Origin of the sequence: Streptomyces sp. CA-278952 (genome assembly GCF_028747205.1) — a bacterium.
Lineage (GTDB): Bacteria > Actinomycetota > Actinomycetes > Streptomycetales > Streptomycetaceae > Streptomyces.
The window spans coordinates 4,205,044-4,224,383 of the sequence record NZ_CP112880.1; the positions used below are offsets into that span (position 1 = coordinate 4,205,044).

19 protein-coding genes and 2 tRNA genes are annotated in these 19,340 nt (G+C 70.8%); 11 read left to right on the plus strand and 10 right to left on the minus strand.

Going from position 1 to position 19,340, the window contains the following annotated elements; genetic code table 11:
• Positions 1–15: 15 nt before the first annotated feature.
• The 7 genes from N7925_RS18760 to N7925_RS18790 form a co-directional block, all read right to left on the minus strand.
• On the minus strand, positions 16–636 hold the full coding sequence (locus N7925_RS18760) for a response regulator transcription factor (protein ID WP_003968028.1): 621 nt from the start codon (positions 634–636) through the stop codon (positions 16–18).
• Positions 633–1,988, minus strand: coding sequence for a sensor histidine kinase (locus N7925_RS18765; RefSeq protein WP_274344537.1), 1,356 nt, complete (start codon positions 1,986–1,988; stop codon positions 633–635). The genes N7925_RS18760 and N7925_RS18765 overlap by 4 nt, the downstream gene beginning before the upstream one ends.
• Before the next feature lies 1 nt (position 1,989).
• A complete protein-coding gene (locus tag N7925_RS18770; protein ID WP_265600713.1) occupies positions 1,990–2,811 on the minus strand; it encodes an ABC transporter permease in 822 nt (273 codons plus the stop codon).
• A complete protein-coding gene (locus N7925_RS18775) occupies positions 2,808–3,833 on the minus strand; it encodes an ABC transporter ATP-binding protein (protein ID WP_274344538.1) in 1,026 nt (341 codons plus the stop codon). Before N7925_RS18775 ends, N7925_RS18770 begins: the two co-directional genes overlap by 4 nt.
• Positions 3,834–3,978: 145 nt before the next feature.
• A tRNA-Gly gene (locus N7925_RS18780) sits at positions 3,979–4,051 on the minus strand.
• 79 nt (positions 4,052–4,130) lie between these two features.
• Positions 4,131–4,202, minus strand: a tRNA-Gly gene (locus N7925_RS18785).
• Between the two features lie 291 nt (positions 4,203–4,493).
• Complete coding sequence (locus N7925_RS18790) at positions 4,494–4,829, minus strand: histone-like nucleoid-structuring protein Lsr2 (protein ID WP_265600715.1); 336 nt, start codon at positions 4,827–4,829, stop codon at positions 4,494–4,496.
• Between the two features lie 420 nt (positions 4,830–5,249).
• Between N7925_RS18790 and purS the strand changes: the two genes are divergently transcribed.
• From purS to purM, 9 genes are all read left to right on the plus strand, one after another.
• A complete protein-coding gene (purS, locus tag N7925_RS18795) occupies positions 5,250–5,501 on the plus strand; it encodes a phosphoribosylformylglycinamidine synthase subunit PurS (protein WP_003968034.1) in 252 nt (83 codons plus the stop codon).
• The gene (purQ, locus tag N7925_RS18800; RefSeq protein ID WP_030594169.1) at positions 5,498–6,178 is read left to right on the plus strand and encodes a phosphoribosylformylglycinamidine synthase subunit PurQ; all 681 of its coding nucleotides are present in this window, start codon (positions 5,498–5,500) and stop codon (positions 6,176–6,178) included. The genes purS and purQ overlap by 4 nt, the downstream gene beginning before the upstream one ends.
• Positions 6,175–8,424: a phosphoribosylformylglycinamidine synthase subunit PurL gene (gene purL / locus N7925_RS18805; RefSeq protein WP_265600717.1), complete on the plus strand. Its 2,250-nt coding sequence runs from the start codon at positions 6,175–6,177 to the stop codon at positions 8,422–8,424. The genes purQ and purL overlap by 4 nt, the downstream gene beginning before the upstream one ends.
• 126 nt (positions 8,425–8,550) lie before the next feature.
• Positions 8,551–9,057 carry an ArsR/SmtB family transcription factor gene (locus N7925_RS18810; RefSeq protein ID WP_274344539.1) on the plus strand — a complete coding sequence of 169 codons (507 nt, stop codon included), beginning with the start codon at positions 8,551–8,553 and terminating at the stop codon, positions 9,055–9,057.
• A gap of 36 nt (positions 9,058–9,093) precedes the next feature.
• Complete coding sequence (locus N7925_RS18815; RefSeq protein WP_274344540.1) at positions 9,094–9,984, plus strand: M23 family metallopeptidase; 891 nt, start codon at positions 9,094–9,096, stop codon at positions 9,982–9,984.
• A gap of 10 nt (positions 9,985–9,994) precedes the next feature.
• Positions 9,995–10,798, plus strand: a complete 804-nt coding sequence (locus tag N7925_RS18820; protein ID WP_265600720.1) for a maleylpyruvate isomerase family mycothiol-dependent enzyme — start codon at positions 9,995–9,997, stop codon at positions 10,796–10,798.
• A 76-nt stretch (positions 10,799–10,874) separates the two neighbouring features.
• Positions 10,875–11,714 (plus strand): META domain-containing protein, encoded by an 840-nt coding sequence (locus N7925_RS18825; RefSeq protein ID WP_443032193.1) that lies wholly within the window; start codon positions 10,875–10,877, stop codon positions 11,712–11,714.
• A gap of 331 nt (positions 11,715–12,045) precedes the next feature.
• Positions 12,046–13,572, plus strand: coding sequence for an amidophosphoribosyltransferase (purF, locus tag N7925_RS18830; protein WP_097868696.1), 1,527 nt, complete (start codon positions 12,046–12,048; stop codon positions 13,570–13,572).
• A 60-nt stretch (positions 13,573–13,632) separates the two neighbouring features.
• Positions 13,633–14,706, plus strand: a complete 1,074-nt coding sequence (purM, locus tag N7925_RS18835) for a phosphoribosylformylglycinamidine cyclo-ligase (RefSeq protein WP_274344542.1) — start codon at positions 13,633–13,635, stop codon at positions 14,704–14,706.
• A 155-nt stretch (positions 14,707–14,861) separates the two neighbouring features.
• Here purM and N7925_RS18840 read toward each other — a convergent pair whose 3' ends face one another.
• Both N7925_RS18840 and N7925_RS18845 read right to left on the minus strand, forming a co-directional pair.
• A complete protein-coding gene (locus N7925_RS18840) occupies positions 14,862–15,119 on the minus strand; it encodes a DUF3073 domain-containing protein (protein WP_007447468.1) in 258 nt (85 codons plus the stop codon).
• 291 nt (positions 15,120–15,410) lie between these two features.
• Positions 15,411–16,493, minus strand: a complete 1,083-nt coding sequence (locus N7925_RS18845) for a Leu/Phe/Val dehydrogenase (protein ID WP_274344543.1) — start codon at positions 16,491–16,493, stop codon at positions 15,411–15,413.
• A 174-nt stretch (positions 16,494–16,667) separates the two neighbouring features.
• Here N7925_RS18845 and N7925_RS18850 point away from each other — a divergent pair, with 174 nt between their 5' ends.
• The gene (locus N7925_RS18850) at positions 16,668–17,513 is read left to right on the plus strand and encodes a hypothetical protein (protein WP_265600724.1); all 846 of its coding nucleotides are present in this window, start codon (positions 16,668–16,670) and stop codon (positions 17,511–17,513) included.
• 678 nt (positions 17,514–18,191) lie between these two features.
• Positions 18,192–18,398 (plus strand): developmental transcriptional regulator BldC, encoded by a 207-nt coding sequence (gene bldC, locus N7925_RS18855; RefSeq protein ID WP_003949541.1) that lies wholly within the window; start codon positions 18,192–18,194, stop codon positions 18,396–18,398.
• A 547-nt stretch (positions 18,399–18,945) separates the two neighbouring features.
• Here the strand turns inward: bldC and N7925_RS18860 are convergent.
• Entirely contained in the window at positions 18,946–19,218 is a 273-nt protein-coding gene (locus N7925_RS18860) for a DUF6274 family protein (protein ID WP_274344544.1), read from the minus strand.
• Positions 19,219–19,340: the final 122 nt, after the last annotated feature.

The following is a 19,340-nucleotide window of genomic DNA, read 5'->3' on the forward strand; positions in this document are numbered from 1 at the left end:
GAAGCGCGATGCCTACTATACCCAACCCCGCTCGCGGGCGAGACGCACTGCCGTGTGCCGGTTCTCCGCACCGATCTTGGTGGCGGCCGAGGAGAGGTAGTTGCGGACCGTCCCCTGTGAGAGCGAGGCCCGCTCCGCGATCTCCGCGACCGGAGCCCCGTCCGCCGCCAGTTCGAGCACCTCGGCCTCCCTGGCGGTCAGCGGGGAGTCCCCGGCGGAGATGGCGTCGGCCGCCAACTCGGGATCGACGTAACGGTTTCCGGCGTGGACGGTACGGATGATCTCCGCCAGCCGCCGGGCGCTGACCGTCTTCGGCACGAACCCCCGTACGCCGGCGGCCAGGGCCCGCTTGAGGTGGCCGGGGCGGCCGTGGCTGGTCACGATCATGGTGCGGCAGTGGGGCAGCTCGGTCCGCAGCGATGTGGCGACCTTCACACCGTCCGCGCCCGGCATCTGGAGGTCCAGGACGGCGACGTCGGGCCGGTGCGCCAGGGCCATCGCCAGGGCCTCGGGGCCGCTCGCCGCCTCCGCGACCACCACGAGGTCCTCCTCCAGGGCGAGCAGTGCGGCCAGCGCGCCCCGGATCAGGTGCTCGTCGTCGGCCAGCAGGACCCGCAGGGGCTGCGCGGTGGTCATCGTTCCTCCGGGTGGGCGGAAGGGGCGGGGGAAGGTCCGGGCTCGGAGGACGGAGCGAGGGGGCCGTTCGCATCCGGGCGGGGCGCCGTGAGCGGCACCGTGGCCGTCACCCGGAAGAGGTCGTCCCCGACGGCTCCGGCGCTGAGCGATCCGCCGAGCGCGCCGAGCCGTACCCGCAGCCCGGCCAGGCCCGAACCGCCGCCGCCGCCGTCGTCCGCGCCGCCGAGCGGGCGGGTGGCGCCGGCCCCGTCGTTCTCGACCTCCAGGACCACCGCGTCCCGCGTCCGCGCGAGGCGGATCCAGCAGTGGCGCGGGTCGCCGTGGCGCAGGACGTTCGTCGCGGTCTCGCGCACCACCCAGCCGAGCGCGGCCTGGACGGCGGCGGGAGCCCCGATGCCGGCCGGGCCGTCCGCGCCCTCGACGGTGCAGGTGATTTCCGCGGCCTGCAACACGCCCCGTGCGCCCATGAGTTCGGTGGGGAGGTCGGCCTCCCGGTAGCCGCGTACGACATCGCGGACCTCCTGCTGCGATGCACGGGCGATCCGCTGCACCTCGACCATCTGATCCATCGCCGCGGGGTTCCCGCGCTGGGCCAGCTCCACGGCCAGCTCGCTCTTGAGGGCGATCACCGACAGGTTCCGGCCGAGCACGTCGTGCATGTCGCGGCCGAACCGCAACCGCTCCTCCGCCACCGCCAGCCGGGCCTGCATGTCCCGCGCCTCCTCCGCCTGCCACATCACGGACAGGCTCCAGACGCTCGGCCGGGCCGAGGTGAGCACCAGCAGGGTGACGACGACCAGCGAGACGACCGCCCCGAACAGCAGTCCGCCCGGCACGCCCACGGCCGCCAGGAGCGCCAGGACGGTCACCGAGAAGGCGGCGGAGTGGAGCAGGAACCTCCGGACGGGGACGACCAGGACGTACGGGATGGCGAACGCCACGGGCAGGTCCAGCACCAGCAGCACGAGCCCCTCGTCCTTCACGCCCCCCACCGCCGCGAGTGCCACCAGGAAGCCGGTCATCGCCACCTGGAGCGCGGCGGGCAGGCGCAGCCGCCCCGGCGGGAACGGCGCCGTCCCCCGGTAGTCGTCGAAGGCGGGGGTCAGATTGCGGTTGCTCAGTACGGACTGGGCGAGGTTGGCGGCGAGGAACGCTCCGGCCAGAGCCACCGCCACCGGCCCCTCGTCGAGGGTGTCGCCGAGGGGCAGCAGCCCCCAGGACACCGCGAAGAACCAGGTGATCGAGCAGAGCGTCACCCGCGTGTAGAGGTCGATGCGCTGGAGCTTGCTGCGCTCGTGCCAGCCGCGCCGCCAGCCCCGTACCCGACCGATCACACCCCTCAGCCCCTTCATGTCAGCCGCGCGGGTCCCAGCGGAACCACCGTCGCACAGCAAACACGCCGAAAGCGGTCCAGGCCAGCGCGGTCACCCCGGCCGTGAGCAGGTCGCCGCTCTCCACGCCGCCGAGCCAGCCGTGCCGGATCAGGGTCATCACGCCCGTCATCGGCAGCAGCTCCAGGGCGGAGGCCAGCTTGTCCGGGAAGATCGCCAGCGGGATGAACAGCCCGGAGCCGAACATCGAGACGAAGAAGAGCGGCAGGGTGGTGAGCTGCGAGGTCTGCACCGTCCGGGTGAGCACGGTGGTCGCCGCCGCCAGGGCGGACATCAGGAAGAAGGCCAGCAGCAGTCCGGCCAGCAGGAGGGCGGGGCGGTGCGGGGCGTTCAGGTCGAAGGCGATCGCCCCGGCCACCACCAGCAGCACGCACTGGGCGAGTGCCAGCGCGACGGACGGCAGCGCGGTGCCGATGAGGATCTCCCGGTCGGAGATCTCCCCGGTGCGCAGCCGCTTCAGGACGAGTTCCTCGCGCCGGGCGACGTACGCGGAGACCAGGTTCATGTAGACGACCTGGACGAGCACCATGCCGATGCCGCCGGTCAGGGTGGCGCCCGCGACGGTGAGCCCGGTGCCGCCGAGGTCGATCTGTTCGAGCGAGGACCGCATCGCGAAGATCATCGTGATGGGCAGCAGCAGCGCGACGACGATCGCGGTCCGGTTGCGCAGCAGGAGAATCAGCTCGGCGCGGCCGAGGGCGGTCAGCCGCCGGGCCACGGCCGCCGCGCCCGTGGGGGAGGGGGCGGACGTCCGGTCGCGGACGGGGGTCGTGGTGGTCGTCATGCCGTCACCCTCTTCGTGTTCTTCGTGCCGCCGGACCGGTCGGAGCGGGCGGAGCGGTCGTGGAGCTGGCGCGGGTCCTGGTCCCGGGGTGCGTGCTGGGCCTTCGCGATGTCGAGGAACGCCTCCTCCAGGGAGGCGGAGCGGGCGTCGAGGCCGTGCAGCCGTACGCCGGACTCCCGGGCCCACTCCAGGAGTTCGTGCAGCGACTCCTGGAGCTCGGGGGTGCGGATCTCGACCCGGGACCCTTCCGCCGCCGCCCGCAGGGAGAGCGGGAGGCGCGCCGCCGGCACGGCCTCGGGCAGCACGAACCGGATCCTGGCGGGCTGCTGCGCGGTCACCTCGGCGATGGTCCCGGTCGTCACGATCCTCCCCTGATGCATGATCGCCAGCCGGTCCGCGAGGGCCTCGGCCTCTTCCAGGTAGTGCGTGGTCAGCAGAACGGTCGTGCCGTTGTCCCGCAGCGCCCGGACGAGCTCCCAGGTCTCCTGCCGGCCCTCGGCGTCCAGCCCGGTCGTCGGCTCGTCGAGGAAGAGCACCTCGGGCCGGGAGGTCAGGGCGAGCGCCAGGTCGAGTCGGCGCTTCTCGCCGCCGGACAACTGCTTGACCCGCACGTTTCCCCGGCCGGTCAGACCGACCATCTCCAGGACCTCGCCGGCCGGGCGTGCGCCGGTGGTGCAGGCCGACCACATGCGTACGGTCTCCATGACCGTGAGGTCGGAGGGGAAGCCGCCCTCCTGGAGCATCACCCCGGTACGGGGGCGGACGGCGGCGCGTTCGCGGTACGGGTCGTGGCCGAGGACCCGTACCGTCCCGTCGGTCGGTGGCGCCAGGCCTTCGAGGAGTTCCACGGTGGAGGTCTTGCCCGCGCCGTTCGTCCCGAGCAGGGCGAACAGTTCGCCGCGGGCCACGGAGAAGGAGATCCCGGACACGGCCTCGAAGCCGCCGGCGTAACGTCGGCGGACTCCGTTCGCCTCGATCACGGGACCGTCCACGCGGTCGCTGAGAATGTCGTCGCTGGTCATGCTTCAAGGTTTCCGCCGGAACCGGCCCCCGAGCAGTGCGCGCTGTCATCACTGCTCATGACAAACGTCATGAGGGCGGCGGGGGAGGAGCGGGGCGGGAGCACGACAAAGGCCCTGACCGTGAGGGTCAGGGCCTTTGATGCTGAGCGGACGACCAGGTTCGAACTGGCGACCTCAACCTTGGCAAGGTTGCGCTCTACCAACTGAGCTACGTCCGCAGTGCAGCCACTCGGCTTTCACCGGTGGAGCGAGCACTACTCTACCTGATCCAACGAAGTGGTTCGAAGAGTTGTGCAGAGCGGGTGACAGGAATTGCACACTGCGCCTTCCCCCTGGAAGGGGGATGTTCTACTACTGAACTACACCCGCACGCTGCGTGGGATTCGGCTTTGCGGCCTCGCCCCTCGGCGTGCTCCAGACTCTAGCCGACCTGCGGGGGTGTCGCGCAAGTCGGCTCCCCGAGGGCCCTGCGGAACGGGTCACCGGACCCGGCCGGCGGGGCGCCCGGGGACGCCTGACGGAGCGTCCGGCTCCCGGACCCGCCGCGCCCGACGGACCGGCCCGGGCGGTCGGCCCGCGCGGCCCGTCGGCCGGCCCGGAATCACCGTGGCTCGTCCTGCCGGCCACCACCGCGGTCCGGCCGACCGCCACCGTGGCGGCTCAACTCGCCGCGTCGAACGCCTCGTAGACCTTCTTCGGGATGCGGCCCCGGGCCGGCACCTCCATCCGGTGCGAGCGGGCCCAGGCGCGGACGGCCGCCGGGTCCGGTGCGAGGGAGGTGTGGTGGTAGGCCGTGGGCGTCCTGCCATGCTTGCTGGCATTTGTCTGCTTTCGACCGGCGGCCACGTAAGGAGCCAGGGTCTTCCGCAGTTTCTTCGCATTGGCGGGATTGAGATCGATCTCGTACGTCTTCCCGTCCAGGGCGAAGGTCACCGTTTCCGCCGCTGCTCCCCCGTCGATGTCGTCGGAGAGCGTCACCACTACGCGCTGAGCCACGGATATCGGTCCTTTCCTACGGCGCCCGCGCGTCCATCGTGCGCGGATGCCTGCCTTCCGGCTGCCAGGCGGGCGGATGTGGATCGACGAGATGTCGACTGTTCCGTTGTCCCGGGGGCAATGTTGCTTTCCCCGGTAATCATTTGTACAGCGGTGGGTGCCGCATTGTGAAGCCCAGCCAATTGCATCCGCGTGTCCGTGTGCAATCCGTGTGCAATCCGGACGTGATTTTTCCAGACCTTTTCCCGTGCGGTGTCGCGCCTGATATCTCGACGTGATCTGCGCAGGGCCCCGCGATGTCCGTCCCGCCCGATATCTACCCGCGTAGAAATTTTGGCCAGGTACGCTGAGTGGACCCGCGGGGGTCTGGGGAACCCCCCGGAGAGACAGCCGCACCACACCACCACACCGGGAGTGCCAGTGGCACGCGTCGTAGTCGACGTCATGCTCAAGCCCGAGATCCTCGACCCGCAGGGACAGGCGGTGCAGCGCGCACTGCCCCGTCTCGGCTTCGAGGGAATCGCGGACGTTCGTCAGGGAAAGCGTTTCGAGCTGGAGGTCGAGGGGCCGGTCGACGACGCCGCCCTCGCCCGTATTAACGAGCTGGCCGAGACGTTCCTCGCCAACACCGTCATCGAGGACTTCGTCGTGAAGGTGGAGGAGGAGAAGTGACCACCCGTATCGGCGTCGTCACTTTTCCCGGCACCCTCGACGATCAGGACGCCCTGCGCGCCGTCCGGATCGCGGGCGCCGAGCCCGTATCCCTGTGGCACCGCGACAAGGACCTGCACCAGGTCGACGCGGTCGTCCTGGCGGGCGGTTTCTCCTATGGGGACTACCTCCGCGCCGGTGCGATCTCCCGCTTCTCGCCGGTCATGGAGACCCTCATCGAGCAGGCGAAGGCCGGTATGCCGGTCCTCGGCATCTGCAACGGCTTCCAGATCCTGACCGAGGCGCACCTGCTGCCCGGCGCGATGCTGCGCAACAACCACCTCCACTTCATCTGCCGCGACCAGAAGTTGCGGGTGGAGAACGCGGAGACCGCCTGGACCTCGGACTACAGCGCCGGCCAGGAGATCAGCGTCCCGCTCAAGAACGTGGACGGCCGGTACACCGCCGACGAGCGCACGCTCGACGAGCTGGAGGCCGAGGGCCGCGTCGCCTTCCGCTACCTGGACGGCAACCCCAACGGCTCGCTCCGCGACATCGCGGGCATCACCAACGCCGCTGGCAACATCGTCGGCCTGATGCCGCACCCGGAGCACGCCGTGGAGCCGCTCATCGGCACCGGCCGCACCGACGGCCTCGGTTTCTTCACCTCGATCATCAAGAAGCTGGTCAACGCATGAGCCTGGATACGGTCAAGCACGCGGCCGGGACCCCGGACGCCGAACAGCCCTGGAAGGAACTCGGCCTCAAGGAGGACGAGTACGCCCGGATCCGCGAGATCCTGGGCCGCCGTCCCACCGGCGCCGAGCTCGCCATGTACTCCGTGATGTGGTCGGAGCACTGCTCGTACAAGAGCAGCAAGGTCCACCTCAAGCAGTTCGGCGAGAAGGTCCCCGCCAACGACGCCATGCTCGTCGGCATCGGCGAGAACGCCGGCGTCGTGGACGTCGGCCAGGGGTACGCGGTCACCTTCAAGGTCGAGTCGCACAACCACCCGTCGTACATCGAGCCCTACCAGGGCGCGGCCACCGGCATCGGCGGCATCGTCCGCGACATCCTCGCCATGGGCGCCCGCCCGATCGCGGTCGTGGACCCGCTGCGCTTCGGCGCGGCCGACCACCCCGACACCAAGCGCGTCCTGCCGGGCGTCGTCGCGGGCATCGGCGGCTACGGCAACTGCCTGGGCCTGCCCAACATCGGCGGCGAGGTCGTCTTCGACGCCTGCTACCAGGGCAACCCGCTGGTCAACGCCGGTTGCATCGGCGTGATGAGGCACGAGGACATCCACCTCGCGCAGGCGTCCGGCCCCGGCAACAAGGTCATCCTGTACGGCGCCCGCACCGGCGGCGACGGCATCGGCGGCGTCTCCGTGCTGGCGAGCGAGACCTTCGAGTCCACCGGCCCCGCCAAGCGCCCCGCCGTCCAGGTCGGCGACCCGTTCCAGGAGAAGCTCCTCATCGAGTGCACCCTGGAGATCTTCAAGGAGAGGCTCGTCGCGGGCATCCAGGACCTCGGCGGCGCCGGGCTCTCCTGCGCCACCAGTGAGCTGGCCTCCGCCGGTTCCGGCGGCATGCGCGTCGAGCTGGACACCGTGCCGCTGCGCGACTCCTCCCTCTCGCCCGAGGAAATCCTCATGAGCGAGTCGCAGGAGCGCATGTGCGCGATCGTCGAGCCGCAGCACGTGGACCGCTTCCTGGAGATCTGCGAGAAGTGGGACGTCATCGCCACCGTCATCGGTGAGGTGACCGAGGGCTCCCAGCTGGAGATCTTCTGGCACGGCGAGCAGATCGTGGACGTGCCGCCGCGCTCGGTCGCCCACGACGGACCCGTCTACCACCGCCCGTTCGCCCGCCCGTCCTGGCAGGACGCGCTCCAGGCGGACGACGCCGGCAAGCTCGCCCGCCCGGCGAACGCGGCCGAGCTGCGCGAGCAGGTCCTGAAGCTGGTCGCCTCCCCGAACCAGGCCTCCAAGGCGTGGATCACCGACCAGTACGACCGCTTCGTGCAGGGCAACACCGTCCTGGCGATGCCCGAGGACGCGGGCATGGTCCGCATCGACGCCGAGTCGAACCTGGGCGTGGCCATGGCGACCGACGGCAACGGCCGGTACGCCAAGCTCGACCCGTACACCGGCGCGCAGCTCGCGCTGGCGGAGTCGTACCGCAACGTCGCCGCCTCCGGCGCGAAGCCGCTGGCCATCTCGGACTGCCTGAACTTCGGCTCCCCGGAGGACCCGGACGTCATGTGGCAGTTCGCCGAGGCCACCCGCGGTCTCGCGGACGGCTGCCTGGAGCTGGGCACCCCGGTCACCGGCGGCAACGTCTCGCTGTACAACCAGACCGGTGAGACGGCGATCCACCCGACGCCGGTCGTGGCCGTGCTCGGCGTGATCGACGACGTCAACCGGCGTACGCCGATCGCCTTCGCGGAAGAGGGCCAGCTCCTCTACCTGCTGGGCGACACGACCGAGGAGTTCGGCGGCTCGGCCTGGTCCGAGGTCGTCCACCAGCACCTGGGCGGCCTGCCGCCCAAGGTGGACCTCGGCCGCGAGAAGCTGCTCGCCGAGATCCTCATCTCGGCCTCCCGCGACGGCATGATCGACGCCGCGCACGACCTGAGCGACGGCGGCTTGATCCAGGCCGTCACCGAGTCCTGCCTGCGCGGCGGGAAGGGCGCCCGGCTGGTCGTGCCGGACGGCCTGGACGCGTTCACGTTCCTCTTCTCCGAGTCGGCGGGACGCGCGGTCGTCGCGATCCCGCGCAGCGAGGAGCTCCGCTTCAACGACATGTGCGGCGCGCGCGGTCTGCCCGTCACCCGCATCGGTGTCGTGGACGGCGAGGAGATCGAGATCCAGGGCGAGTTCAGCATCCCGCTGAGCGAGCTCCGTACGGCGCACGAGGCGACGATCCCCGCGCTGCTCGCCTGAGCCGCGCGCCGACCGGCGTCTTCGAAGCCCCCGCCCGGGTCCTCCGGGCGGGGGCTTCGGCCTTTTCCCTCACACTCTTGCAAGAGACTCTTGTGAGAGATTACGTAATTACGTAAGGTTGGTGTCATGGAGTTGGAACGGCGGGTCGCCGAGCTGGAGAGGCGGCTCACGGCACTGGAGCGGCGGGACTCCGAGTCCCCCCGCCTGGGCGACGGCGACTTCTGGGCGCTGGACGGGCTGAAACAGCAGCTCTCCGAGGTCGGGGAGGCCGCGGCCGACGGGGGAGTGCTCTACACGGGCTCGGTACGGCTGCCCACCGGCGAGAGTTACGAGTGGCAGTACGGCGCCCTCACCGAGGCCCTGTTCGACGGGGACTGGGCGGACGCCGCCGATTCGTTCGCCGCACTGGGCCACCCGGTCCGGCTGCGGCTGCTCCGCGAGATCCTCGGCGGCCTGAGGACGACCGCCGAACTGGCCGCGCTCGACGAGCTGGGCACCACCGGCCAGATCTACCACCACCTGCGCCAGCTGACCGGCGCGGGCTGGCTGCACGCGGCGGGGCGAGGCAGGTACGAGGTGCCGCCCACCCGGGTCGTACCGCTCCTGGTGGTGCTGACGGCGGCGCGGCCCTGACCTGACCACGAGAAGACACGAAGCCATGGGGGAAACATGTCTGTCCGCACCGCCGTTGCGATCGCCGTGAGGCTGTCCTGGCTGGTCCTGTTCGCGCTGATGATTGGCGAGTTCGTCACGGATCTGCCCGGACCGGGCTGGGCGACGACCTTCCTGCCCGCGGTGGTCGTCTTCGCCCTCATGGTGGCGACGACGGTCCTCCAGGTCGGGGCCGCCGCACCGCAGGGCGCACCGCGGCCCCCGGTGGAGGTCGACCCGCCGGTCACCGGTCGCTGGACGGCCCTGAACAGCCCGGCGGACAAGACGCCGAGCCACGGGACACACGTCTACGGGCAGACGTACGCGATCGACATCGTGGCCGACCCGGAGACGGGGGAGGGCGAGCCCCCGGCCCGGCCGGCGTTCCGTTGGCTCTGGCCGTTCTTCCGCCGCAACCGCGCCTTCCCTGCCTTCGGCGCCCCGCTGCTCGCGGTGGCCGATGCCACCGTCGTGAAGGCGAGCGACGGCCAGCGCGACCACTTGAGCCGCAACTCACTTCCCGCTCTCGCCTATCTGATGCTCATCGAGGGCAACGTCCGGTCGTTCGCCGGCGTGCGGCGGATCATCGGCAACCACGTGATCCTCGACCTCGGTGACGGTACGTACGCCGCCTACGCGCACGCCCAGCGCGGCTCGCTCCGGGTGAAGGCCGGGGACACGGTCCGCGCCGGGCAGCAGCTCGGCCGCGTGGGCAACTCCGGCAACACCACCGAACCGCACCTCCACTTCCAGCTGATGGACGGCCCGGACCTGGACAACGCCCGGGGCGTCCCGTTCACCTGGCGGGGCGTGGGAGTCCCCGCCAACGGCGAGGCGTTCACGGTGGAGGAGCATGTGGAGGGGCAGAACGCACCGGCCCGACCGGGCGATGTCAGTGGGGCCCGCTAATCTCGGCCCCATGCCCCCGGCCAAGAAGCGCCCGCGCGCCTACGACCACCTCAGGACCCGGACGGCGGTCCTCGCCCAGTTCGCGCACGTGCGTGACGCCGTCGCTGGGTTGACGCCCGACCAGCTCGCCCGGCCGACCCGGCTCGGCGCGTGGACGGTGCGCGAGCTCGCCGTGCACGTCGCGATCGGGCTGAGCAGCGTCACCCGGGCCCTGGCCCTGCCGGAACCCCCCGGGCCCAAGCCCCAACTCGCCCTGCTGGAGTGGCCGTCGGCCACCGCCGCGCACGCCGCCGGGATCGCCGAGGGCGTCGAGGAGGTGGCGGCCGCCCGCCCCGACCTCGCCACGCTGTTCGAGGAGGCGGAAGCGGGGTTCACCGGGGCCGTCCCGGCCACCGGCACGGGGGAGCGGCTGCTGTCCGTCCGGGTCGGCTCCATGCGGCTGACCGACTACCTGGTCTCCCGGACCGTCGAGCTGATCGTCCACACGGACGACCTCAACGAGGCGCTCGGCTCGGAGATCCCGTACGACCGCCAGGCGCTGGCCGCCTGCACCCGGCTGCTGGCCGACACCCTCGCGGACCGGGCGCCGGGCGGTTCGGTCGAGGTGCGGGTCCCGCCGTTCGCGGTGGTCCAGTGCATCGGCGGGCCCAAGCACACCCGGGGCACCCCGCCGAATGTGGTGGAGACCGGCCCGCTGACCTGGATCCGGCTCGCCACCGGGCGTACGGAGTGGGCGCGGGCCCTGGCGGACGCCGAGGTCAGCGCCAGTGGGGAGCGCGCCGACCTGGCCGAGCTGCTCCCGCTGATGGGCTGAGGCGCCCGCCGGGAAGCGGAGTCGGCGGAACCGGATCGGCCCCCCGCTCCGTCACATCGCCATGCACACACAACGGATGACCCTCAGCGTCAGTGCCCTGGCCCTCCTCACCCTCGCCGCCTGCGGTACGGAGTCGGGTTCCGGCTCCGGCAAGGGATCCGGCGAGGGCGGCGACAGCGTGCGGACCGACGTCCCCGTCACCGGGGTCGCGTGGCGCGTCGACTCCGTGACCGTCGGCGGGAAGAAGACCGAGGCCCCGGAGGGGGCCCGGCTGGAGATCGACCCGAAGGGCCGGGCCGAGGCCGACTTCGGCTGCAACCACATCAGCGTGGACGCCCGGGTGAAGGGCGACCGGATCACCCTGGGCAAGCCGGTGACCACGCAGATGGCCTGCGAGGAGAACGTCGAGAAGTTCGAGAAGGCAGCCATCGACGCGATGGGCGGCGAGCACACCGCGAAGCTCTCCGGCGACCGACTGACCCTCACCGCCGAGAGCGGCGACTCGATGGCGCTCAGCGAGGAGAAGCCCGCCGAGCTGGTCGGCACCCGGTGGGCCGTGACCACGCTGCTCAGCGGCGAGACCGCCACGACCGTACCGGCGGACCTGCCCAAGGAGAAGGCGCCCCATCTGACCCTCTCCGAGGACGGCACCGTGCAGGGCGACTCCGGCTGCAACTCCTTCCGCGGCCAGGCGACGGTCAAGGGCTCCACGATCACGTTCGGACCGATGGCCGGCACCCGCAAGATGTGCCCGGAGGCCGAGATGGAGACGGAGCGCGCCGTGCTCGCCGCCCTGAACGGCAAGGCCACGTACACGATCAAGGGCAAGGCCCTCACGCTCACCGCCGCCGACGGCAAGGGCATCGGCGCCACCGCCACACCTGCCGGCGCCGAGAACAGCTCCCGGCACGGCTGATCCCGGCTCCTCGGTGTGAGGCTCACCACGAAACGAGCGTTCGGCCAGCGGGCGGGGCGGCGATCGGGCAGGTTCACCGAGCGCCACGTCCCCCCGTCCGCCCCCGTCAGCCTCTACCTGTCGGTAACCGGTCTCCCGGCCCGGAAGGGAGCCCCGCACTCGCCTCGCGGGGCCCGCCCCGCCCGCACGATGGTCACACAGCGTCACCGGTCGAAGTCCCGCGAATCGCCCGCCCTGGGTGGCGGGCGGGCCCGTTCCCCAGGGACCGGCGACGGTTTGCCCACCGGCCCCCAATTCGGACCAGTGGTCGATCTCGCCTACACTCGGTGCCGTGCCCCGTGGTGATGGACGACTCAACCACGACCTGCTCCCCGGAGAGAAAGGCCCCCAGGACGCTTGTGGCGTCTTCGGTGTCTGGGCTCCGGGTGAAGAGGTCGCCAAGCTCACCTATTTCGGACTGTATGCCCTGCAGCACCGCGGACAGGAATCCGCGGGCATCGCAGTGAGCAACGGGTCCCAGATCCTGGTCTTCAAGGACATGGGACTGGTCTCGCAGGTCTTCGACGAAACGTCTCTGGGTTCTCTCCAGGGCCATATCGCGGTCGGTCATGCCCGCTACTCCACCACCGGCGCCTCGGTGTGGGAGAACGCGCAGCCGACGTTCCGTGCCACCGCGCACGGCTCGATCGCCCTCGGTCACAACGGGAACCTGGTCAACACCGCCCAGCTCGCGGAGATGGTCGCCGACCTCCCGCGCAAGGACGGCCGCGCCACCCAGGTCGCCGCGACCAACGACACCGACCTGGTGACCGCGCTGCTCGCCGGGCAGCGCGACGAGAACGACAAGCCGCTCACCATCGAGGAAGCCGCCGCCAAGGTGCTCCCCGACGTCAAGGGCGCGTTCTCCCTCGTCTTCATGGACGAGCACACGCTCTACGCCGCCCGCGACCCGCAGGGCATCCGCCCGCTGGTGCTCGGCCGTCTCGAGCGCGGCTGGGTCGTCGCCTCCGAGTCCGCCGCGCTCGACATCTGCGGTGCCAGCTACGTACGCGAGATCGAGCCGGGCGAGCTCGTCGCCATCGACGAGAACGGCCTGCGCACCACTCGATTCGCAGAAGCGAAGCCCAAGGGCTGTGTTTTCGAGTACGTCTACCTGGCGCGCCCCGACACCGACATCGCCGGGCGCAACGTCTACCTCTCCCGGGTGGAGATGGGCCGCCGACTGGCCGCCGAGGCCCCCGCCGACGCGGATCTCGTCATAGCGACCCCGGAATCCGGCACCCCCGCGGCCGTCGGTTACGCCGAAGCCAGCGGAATCCCGTTCGGCGTCGGACTGGTCAAGAACGCCTACGTCGGCCGGACCTTCATCCAGCCCTCGCAGACCATCCGCCAGCTCGGCATCCGGCTCAAGCTCAACCCGCTCAAGGAAGTCATCAAGGGCAAGCGCCTGGTGGTCGTCGACGACTCGATCGTCCGCGGCAACACCCAGCGCGCCCTGGTCCGGATGCTCCGCGAGGCGGGTGCCGCCGAGATCCACATCCGGATCTCCTCGCCGCCGGTGAAGTGGCCCTGCTTCTTCGGGATCGACTTCGCGACCCGCGCCGAACTGATCGCCAACGGCATGACCGTCGACGAGATCCGCACCTCCATGGGCGCCGACTCCCTCTCGTACATCTCGATCGACGCGATGATCGAGGCGACGACGATCGACAAGCCGAACCTCTGCCGTGCCTGCTTCGACGGCGAGTACCCGATGGAGCTCCCGGACCCGGAGCTGCTCGGCAAGCAGCTGCTGGAGACCGAGCTGGCGGCGGGCCCGGCGGCGACCGCCGCGGCCGACGCGCTGCGCCGTCCGTGACCCGGACGCGCCGCCGCGTCCCCCACCAGCCCCGTATCTCCACACGAAAGATCCCAGGCCATGTCTGAGACAACAGGTGCTTCCTACGCGGCGGCCGGCGTCGACATCGAAGCCGGTGACCGTGCCGTCGAGCTGATGAAGGAGTGGGTGAAGAAGACGCAGCGCCCGGAGGTCGCGGGCCTCGGCGGCCTCGGCGGTTTCGCCGGCCTCTTCGACGCCTCCGCGCTGAAGCGCTACGAGCGCCCGCTGCTCGCCTCCGCCACCGACGGCGTCGGCACCAAGGTGGACCTGGCGCGGCAGATGGGCGTGTACGACACCATCGGCCACGACCTCGTCGGCATGGTCGTGGACGACCTCGTCGTCTGCGGCGCCGAGCCGCTGTTCATGACCGACTACATCTGCGTCGGCAAGGTGCACCCCGAGCGTGTCGCGGCCATCGTGAAGGGCATCGCCGAAGGCTGTGTCCTGGCGGGCTGCTCCCTGGTCGGCGGCGAGACGGCCGAGCACCCGGGTCTCCTCGGCCCGGACGACTTCGACGTCGCCGGAGCCGGTACGGGCGTGGTCGAGGCCGACCGCCTGCTCGGCCCGGACCGTATCCGCAAGGGTGACGCGGTGATCGCCATGGCGTCCTCCGGTCTTCACTCCAACGGGTACTCGCTCGTCCGCCACGTGGTCTTCGACCGGGCCGGCTGGTCCCTGGACCGCGAGGTCGAGGAGTTCGGCCGCACGCTCGGCGAGGAGCTCCTGGAGCCCACCCGGATCTACTCCCTGGACTGCCTGGCCCTCACCCGGACGACCGAGGTGCACGGCTTCAGCCACGTCACCGGCGGCGGCCTGGCGAACAACCTGGCCCGGGTGATCCCGGACGGCCTGCACGCCACCGTGGACCGCTCCACGTGGACGCCCGGCGCGGTCTTCGACCTGGTCGGCAAGGCCGGTCAGGTCGAGCGGCTGGAGCTGGAGAAGACGCTCAACATGGGCGTCGGCATGATCGCGATCGTCCCGGCCGACTCGGTGGACGCCGCGCTGACGACGCTGGCCGACCGCGGGGTCGACTCCTGGGTCGCCGGCGAGATCACCGACCGCGGGGAGCACACCTCGGGCGCCGAGCTGACCGGCGACTACGCCCGCTAGACACCGTCACGCAGTGGTGCGCCGGGCGGCAGCCCCGCCCGGCGCACCACGGCAGCACGGCACCAGGGCAGCACGGCACCGGGGGAAAGCCGGATCGGGACACACAGAACCCGGCCCGGGGCAGGCCCGGACCGGGTTGATGTGTCAGCGCGAGGTCAGGCGCCGCGGCGCTGTGACGACGGACCGGACTGATCGTCCTGATCCTCGTCATCGTCCTGGTTGTAGCGATCCGCGTACTGTGCGTACGGGTCATCTTCCTCGTCGTCGTCCTCGAACGGCTCTGCGTTCGGTGGCTGACTCGAAGGCGATGCGCCCAGCTCATTGGCCAGACGCGACAGGTCAGTCCCGCCGCTGCTGTACTTCAGCTGGCGGGCGACCTTGGTCTGCTTGGCCTTTGCCCGGCCGCGCCCCATGGCTCGACCCCCTCGGTGACGGGGCTCGACGGCCCCAGAGTCTTGACACGCGTTCATGTTTCAGGACGGACTCTCGGGAGAGAGACCGTGCCTGTAGAGCTTTAACGGTACCTGCTTCCGTGGCCATACGGTACGCCGCCCGCATCCCGGTCCCGGCACAGGGCCAGCGAGGAGCCCCGTCCTCCCTGGTCAACTGCGATTTTAACCTCTTGTGGAGGTACGACCCGCCGACCGGCGTGACTCTTGTCTCGCCGGTCGGCGGGCCGTGGGGGTGGCCGAGGGCCCGCCCGGTCAGTGGGCGCGCGCCTCCGCCATCCGCTGTTCGGCGAGCCGGTCGGCCGCCGCCGCCGGCGGAATCCCATCCGCCTTCGCACGTGCGAATATTTCCAGCGTGGTGTCGAAGATCTTCGTCGCCTTCGCCTTGCACCGGTCGAAGTCGAACCCGTGCAGCTCGTCGGCCACCTGGATGACGCCCCCGGCGTTGACCACGTAGTCAGGCGCGTAGAGAACCGACCGGTCGGCCAGGTCCTTCTCGACGCCCGGGTGCGCCAGCTGGTTGTTGGCCGCGCCGCACACCACCTTCGCGGTGAGCACGGGCACGGTGTCCTCGTTCAGCGCGCCGCCGAGCGCGCACGGCGCGTAGACGTCCAGGCCCTCGGTGCGGATCAGCGCGTCGGTGTCCGCCACCACGGTGACCTCGGGGTGCAGATCGGTGACCCGGCGCAGCGACTCCTCGCGGACGTCGGTGATCACGACCTCGGCCCCGTCGGAGAGGAGGTGCTCGACGAGGTGGTGGCCCACCTTGCCGACCCCGGCGACGCCGACCTTGCGGCCGCGCAGCGTCGGGTCGCCCCACAGGTGCTGGGCCGAGGCCCGCATGCCCTGGAAGACGCCGAACGCGGTGAGCACGGAGGAGTCGCCCGCGCCGCCGTTCTCGGGGGAGCGGCCGGTGGTCCAGCGGCACTCCCGGGCGACGACGTCCATGTCGGCGACGTAGGTGCCGACGTCGCAGGCGGTCACGTAGCGGCCGCCGAGCGAGGCGACGAACCGGCCGTAGGCGAGGAGGAGTTCCTCGCTCTTGGTCTTCTCCGGGTCGCCGATGATGACGGCCTTGCCGCCACCGTGGTCGAGGCCGGCCAGGGCGTTCTTGTACGACATCCCGCGCGACAGGTTCAGCGCGTCGGCGACGGCGTCCGCCTCGGAGGCGTACGGGTAGAAGCGGGTGCCGCCGAGGGCCGGGCCCAGGGCGGTGGAGTGGAGGGCGATGACGGCCTTGAGGCCGGTGGCACGGTCCTGGCAGATCACGACCTGCTCGTGACCTCCCTGATCCGAGTGGAACAGGGTGTGCAGGACGCCGTCGGTCACATCGGTCACTGTGGTGACTCCCAAGTACGAAGCGGCGGAGACCCTCCTGGGGGTGGGGAGGGCCCCGGACCGACCGGCACGGCCGGTCCGATGGGCAAGAGCGTAAGTCCTCCGGCGGCGCGGATCCGTCCCCGTGCGGAGGATCACCCCCTGGGGGTGTACCGCCGTGACACGATGCGCTGTATGTCGGTGGTGTCTTCGGTGCTCGTCCCTTACACGTCCTACCTCCGGATCTACGAGCCGCTCGCCGCGTTCGCCGAGCCCGAGCGGAGCCACTGGGCGCGCTACGCGCGGCGCGAGGACCTTCCGACGGCCCAGGACGAACTGCGTCGCTCGCTGGCCGACTTGGCGTCGACGCCGCCGGTCGGGGTGCCCGTGCACGAGAGCGGCGACGCGTTCGTGGCGGAGCTGGGCGGGGTGGTCTGCGTCTGCCCGTGGCGGACCAGGTTGCGGGGCTGGCTGGCCCTGGAGGAACTGGGGGGCATGTTTCCGGCCAACGTGCTCGACGTCGTGCTGCCCGCGGTGGTGCGAGGCCAGGCGGCGGCGGATCACGAGCGCTGGCAGCGGCTCCATCCGGACGCGAGGCCCTGGATCCGCACGACGGTGTGGCAGGTGCCGGTGCGCTGGTTCGTCCTCTTCCGCGATGAGGAGCGGGAGTACGCGGCGGCGGACGGCGAGGGGCCGGGGCCGGTGCTGCGTTACCGCACCCCGATGGTCGAGGCCCGGCGCCGGCTGGCGCGGGCGCTGCGGACGCTGCGCGGACACGTTCCCGAGGGCCCGCTGACCGAGGGCCTGGTGGACGTGGGTCGCTGGCTGGAGGAGTTCCATCCGCGCTCCCTGGTCGAGCTGGACTACGGGGGCCTGGTGCACGCGTTGCCGGCGGAGCGGCTCGCCGGGGACCGGTCGGCGGCGGATGTGGCGGAGGGGCTCGCCGCGCTGCGGGACGGCGACGGCGAGGGCGCGGGGGAGGCGTACGCGCGGCTCGCGGAGCGCTGGCGGGCGGTCCGGGACCTCCAGTTCACCAATTGACGTGAAAAGGCCCACAGCGGCATCAAGGTGATGGAACCGGGGCATCCTTCATCCAGGACGGCCGAGGGGCCGGCGGACGGGCCGCGAGTCCGGAGCGTACGGAAGGAGGAGGAGGCCGGGTCGCCTCGACGGAGGGCGACGAAGAGGGGCTCGGCAGAGAGTTGACGGGCCGTGAACCTGCGTCCTGTGTGGCGCGTGTGATGTGTGGGGCGGAAGCGTACTCCGCTGGGCCCAGGACCTACGTCCTGAACCGGGCCTTTGCCTCAAGCGTGATGGACAGCACTTACGGGGCCCTTGCGTCTATCCCTACCCCTCATGCCAAAATAGGACAAGGAGTCCGCCCAGGGCTCCTTCTGTCCAAGTAAGGGCAGAATGCTCGACATCGCACCCTATGGGGGGTCTGACGACTCCTGTTCGCCCCTGTGACTGATCGTCACTGGGGCGTGACTGTCCGTTATGGCATGGTCCATCGGCTTCCGTCGCTGATGAACACCTGGGAGGGCAATTCCATCGGTTTGGCCGACGTGGCTGGACGGATGGTGTAGTTGTAGTGCCGAGGACAAGCCGTTCGTCCTATAACCGACTCGGCCCGCGTCCGCCATTTCGGGCAACGCGGGTCAAGGTGCAGAATTTAGAGGAAAGAACCGAGAAGGTTCGGTTCTCCCGAGGAGGCCGCTCATGACCGCTCGCACCCCTGATGCCGAGCCGCTGCTGACCCCGGCTGAGGTTGCCACGATGTTCCGCGTGGACCCGAAGACGGTCACCCGTTGGGCCAAGGCTGGCAAGCTCACGTCCATCCGCACGCTCGGTGGACATCGCCGGTACCGCGAGGCCGAGGTCCGCGCACTGCTTGCGGGTATTCCGCAGCAGCGCAGCGAGGCCTGACACACCCCTGCCCCGCAGCAATACAGCAGCACAGCATCACCATCCGGGCAGCTGCAAGGTCCCCCAACCCCAGCCGCCCACCCATAGCTCCACTCGACGGACGCCTGCCCCAACGGGCGTCATACCTGTGTCCTACGGGTGCCGTCGTATCGATCGCGCTGGACTCCGCCGGGTCCAGCGCGATCTTTTTTGTGCCCGGGAGCGGCCGCCCCGGCCGCTCCCGGGCCCCTTCCGGTCCTCGGGGCGCCCGGGATCAGAACCGGGCGGTCGGTCGGCTTCAGGGGGACGACGGGGGTCTTCGTGGGTCTGTGAGCGGGTCTGTGCGGGAGTGTGGGTGAGCGTCCCGGACGCGTTGGGACAGCCCCGGACGGAACGGTCTCCGCGAGCCCATCGCCCCCGTGCAATTGCACATATTAAATTCACCAGTTGTAGGGGAGGTGTAAATTCCCCCGGTCGGAAAAGTCTTTCGGTGACTACCGTCACACCGCCCGGCGCTTGCCAACTTCCAGGCTGCCACTGACCGAACGCGGAAGCACCCGGCCGATGGTCATGGAGCGGAGGGTCTTTCGGTCCCCTCCTCTGCCTCGGCCTCGTCCCCATCGGGCCGTCCGGCGGGGGCCCGGCCTCCGGCGGCTTCCTGCGGGGCGCCCGCAGGGCTCCCGGAGGCTTGCGGCCGCCCGTCGCCCCCGGGCTCCATGGCGAGCCGCAGGAGGCGATGGCAGACCGCACAGTGCCGGGTGAGGTGGCGATAGGCGGAAGCGGCCGCCAGGTGGGCGCGCAGCAGCGCGCGGGTCTCATGTCGTGCTGTGGACGCGGACATACGAGCCACCTCCGGTGAGCCCGGCCGTCCCCCGCCGTGTGAAGCGCCGAGGAACGCCGGGAAGCAGGGCCGGCCTCTGCTTCTCCGGGGTACCCGCGGCAGGTGGAGCCGTCAAGACGCGG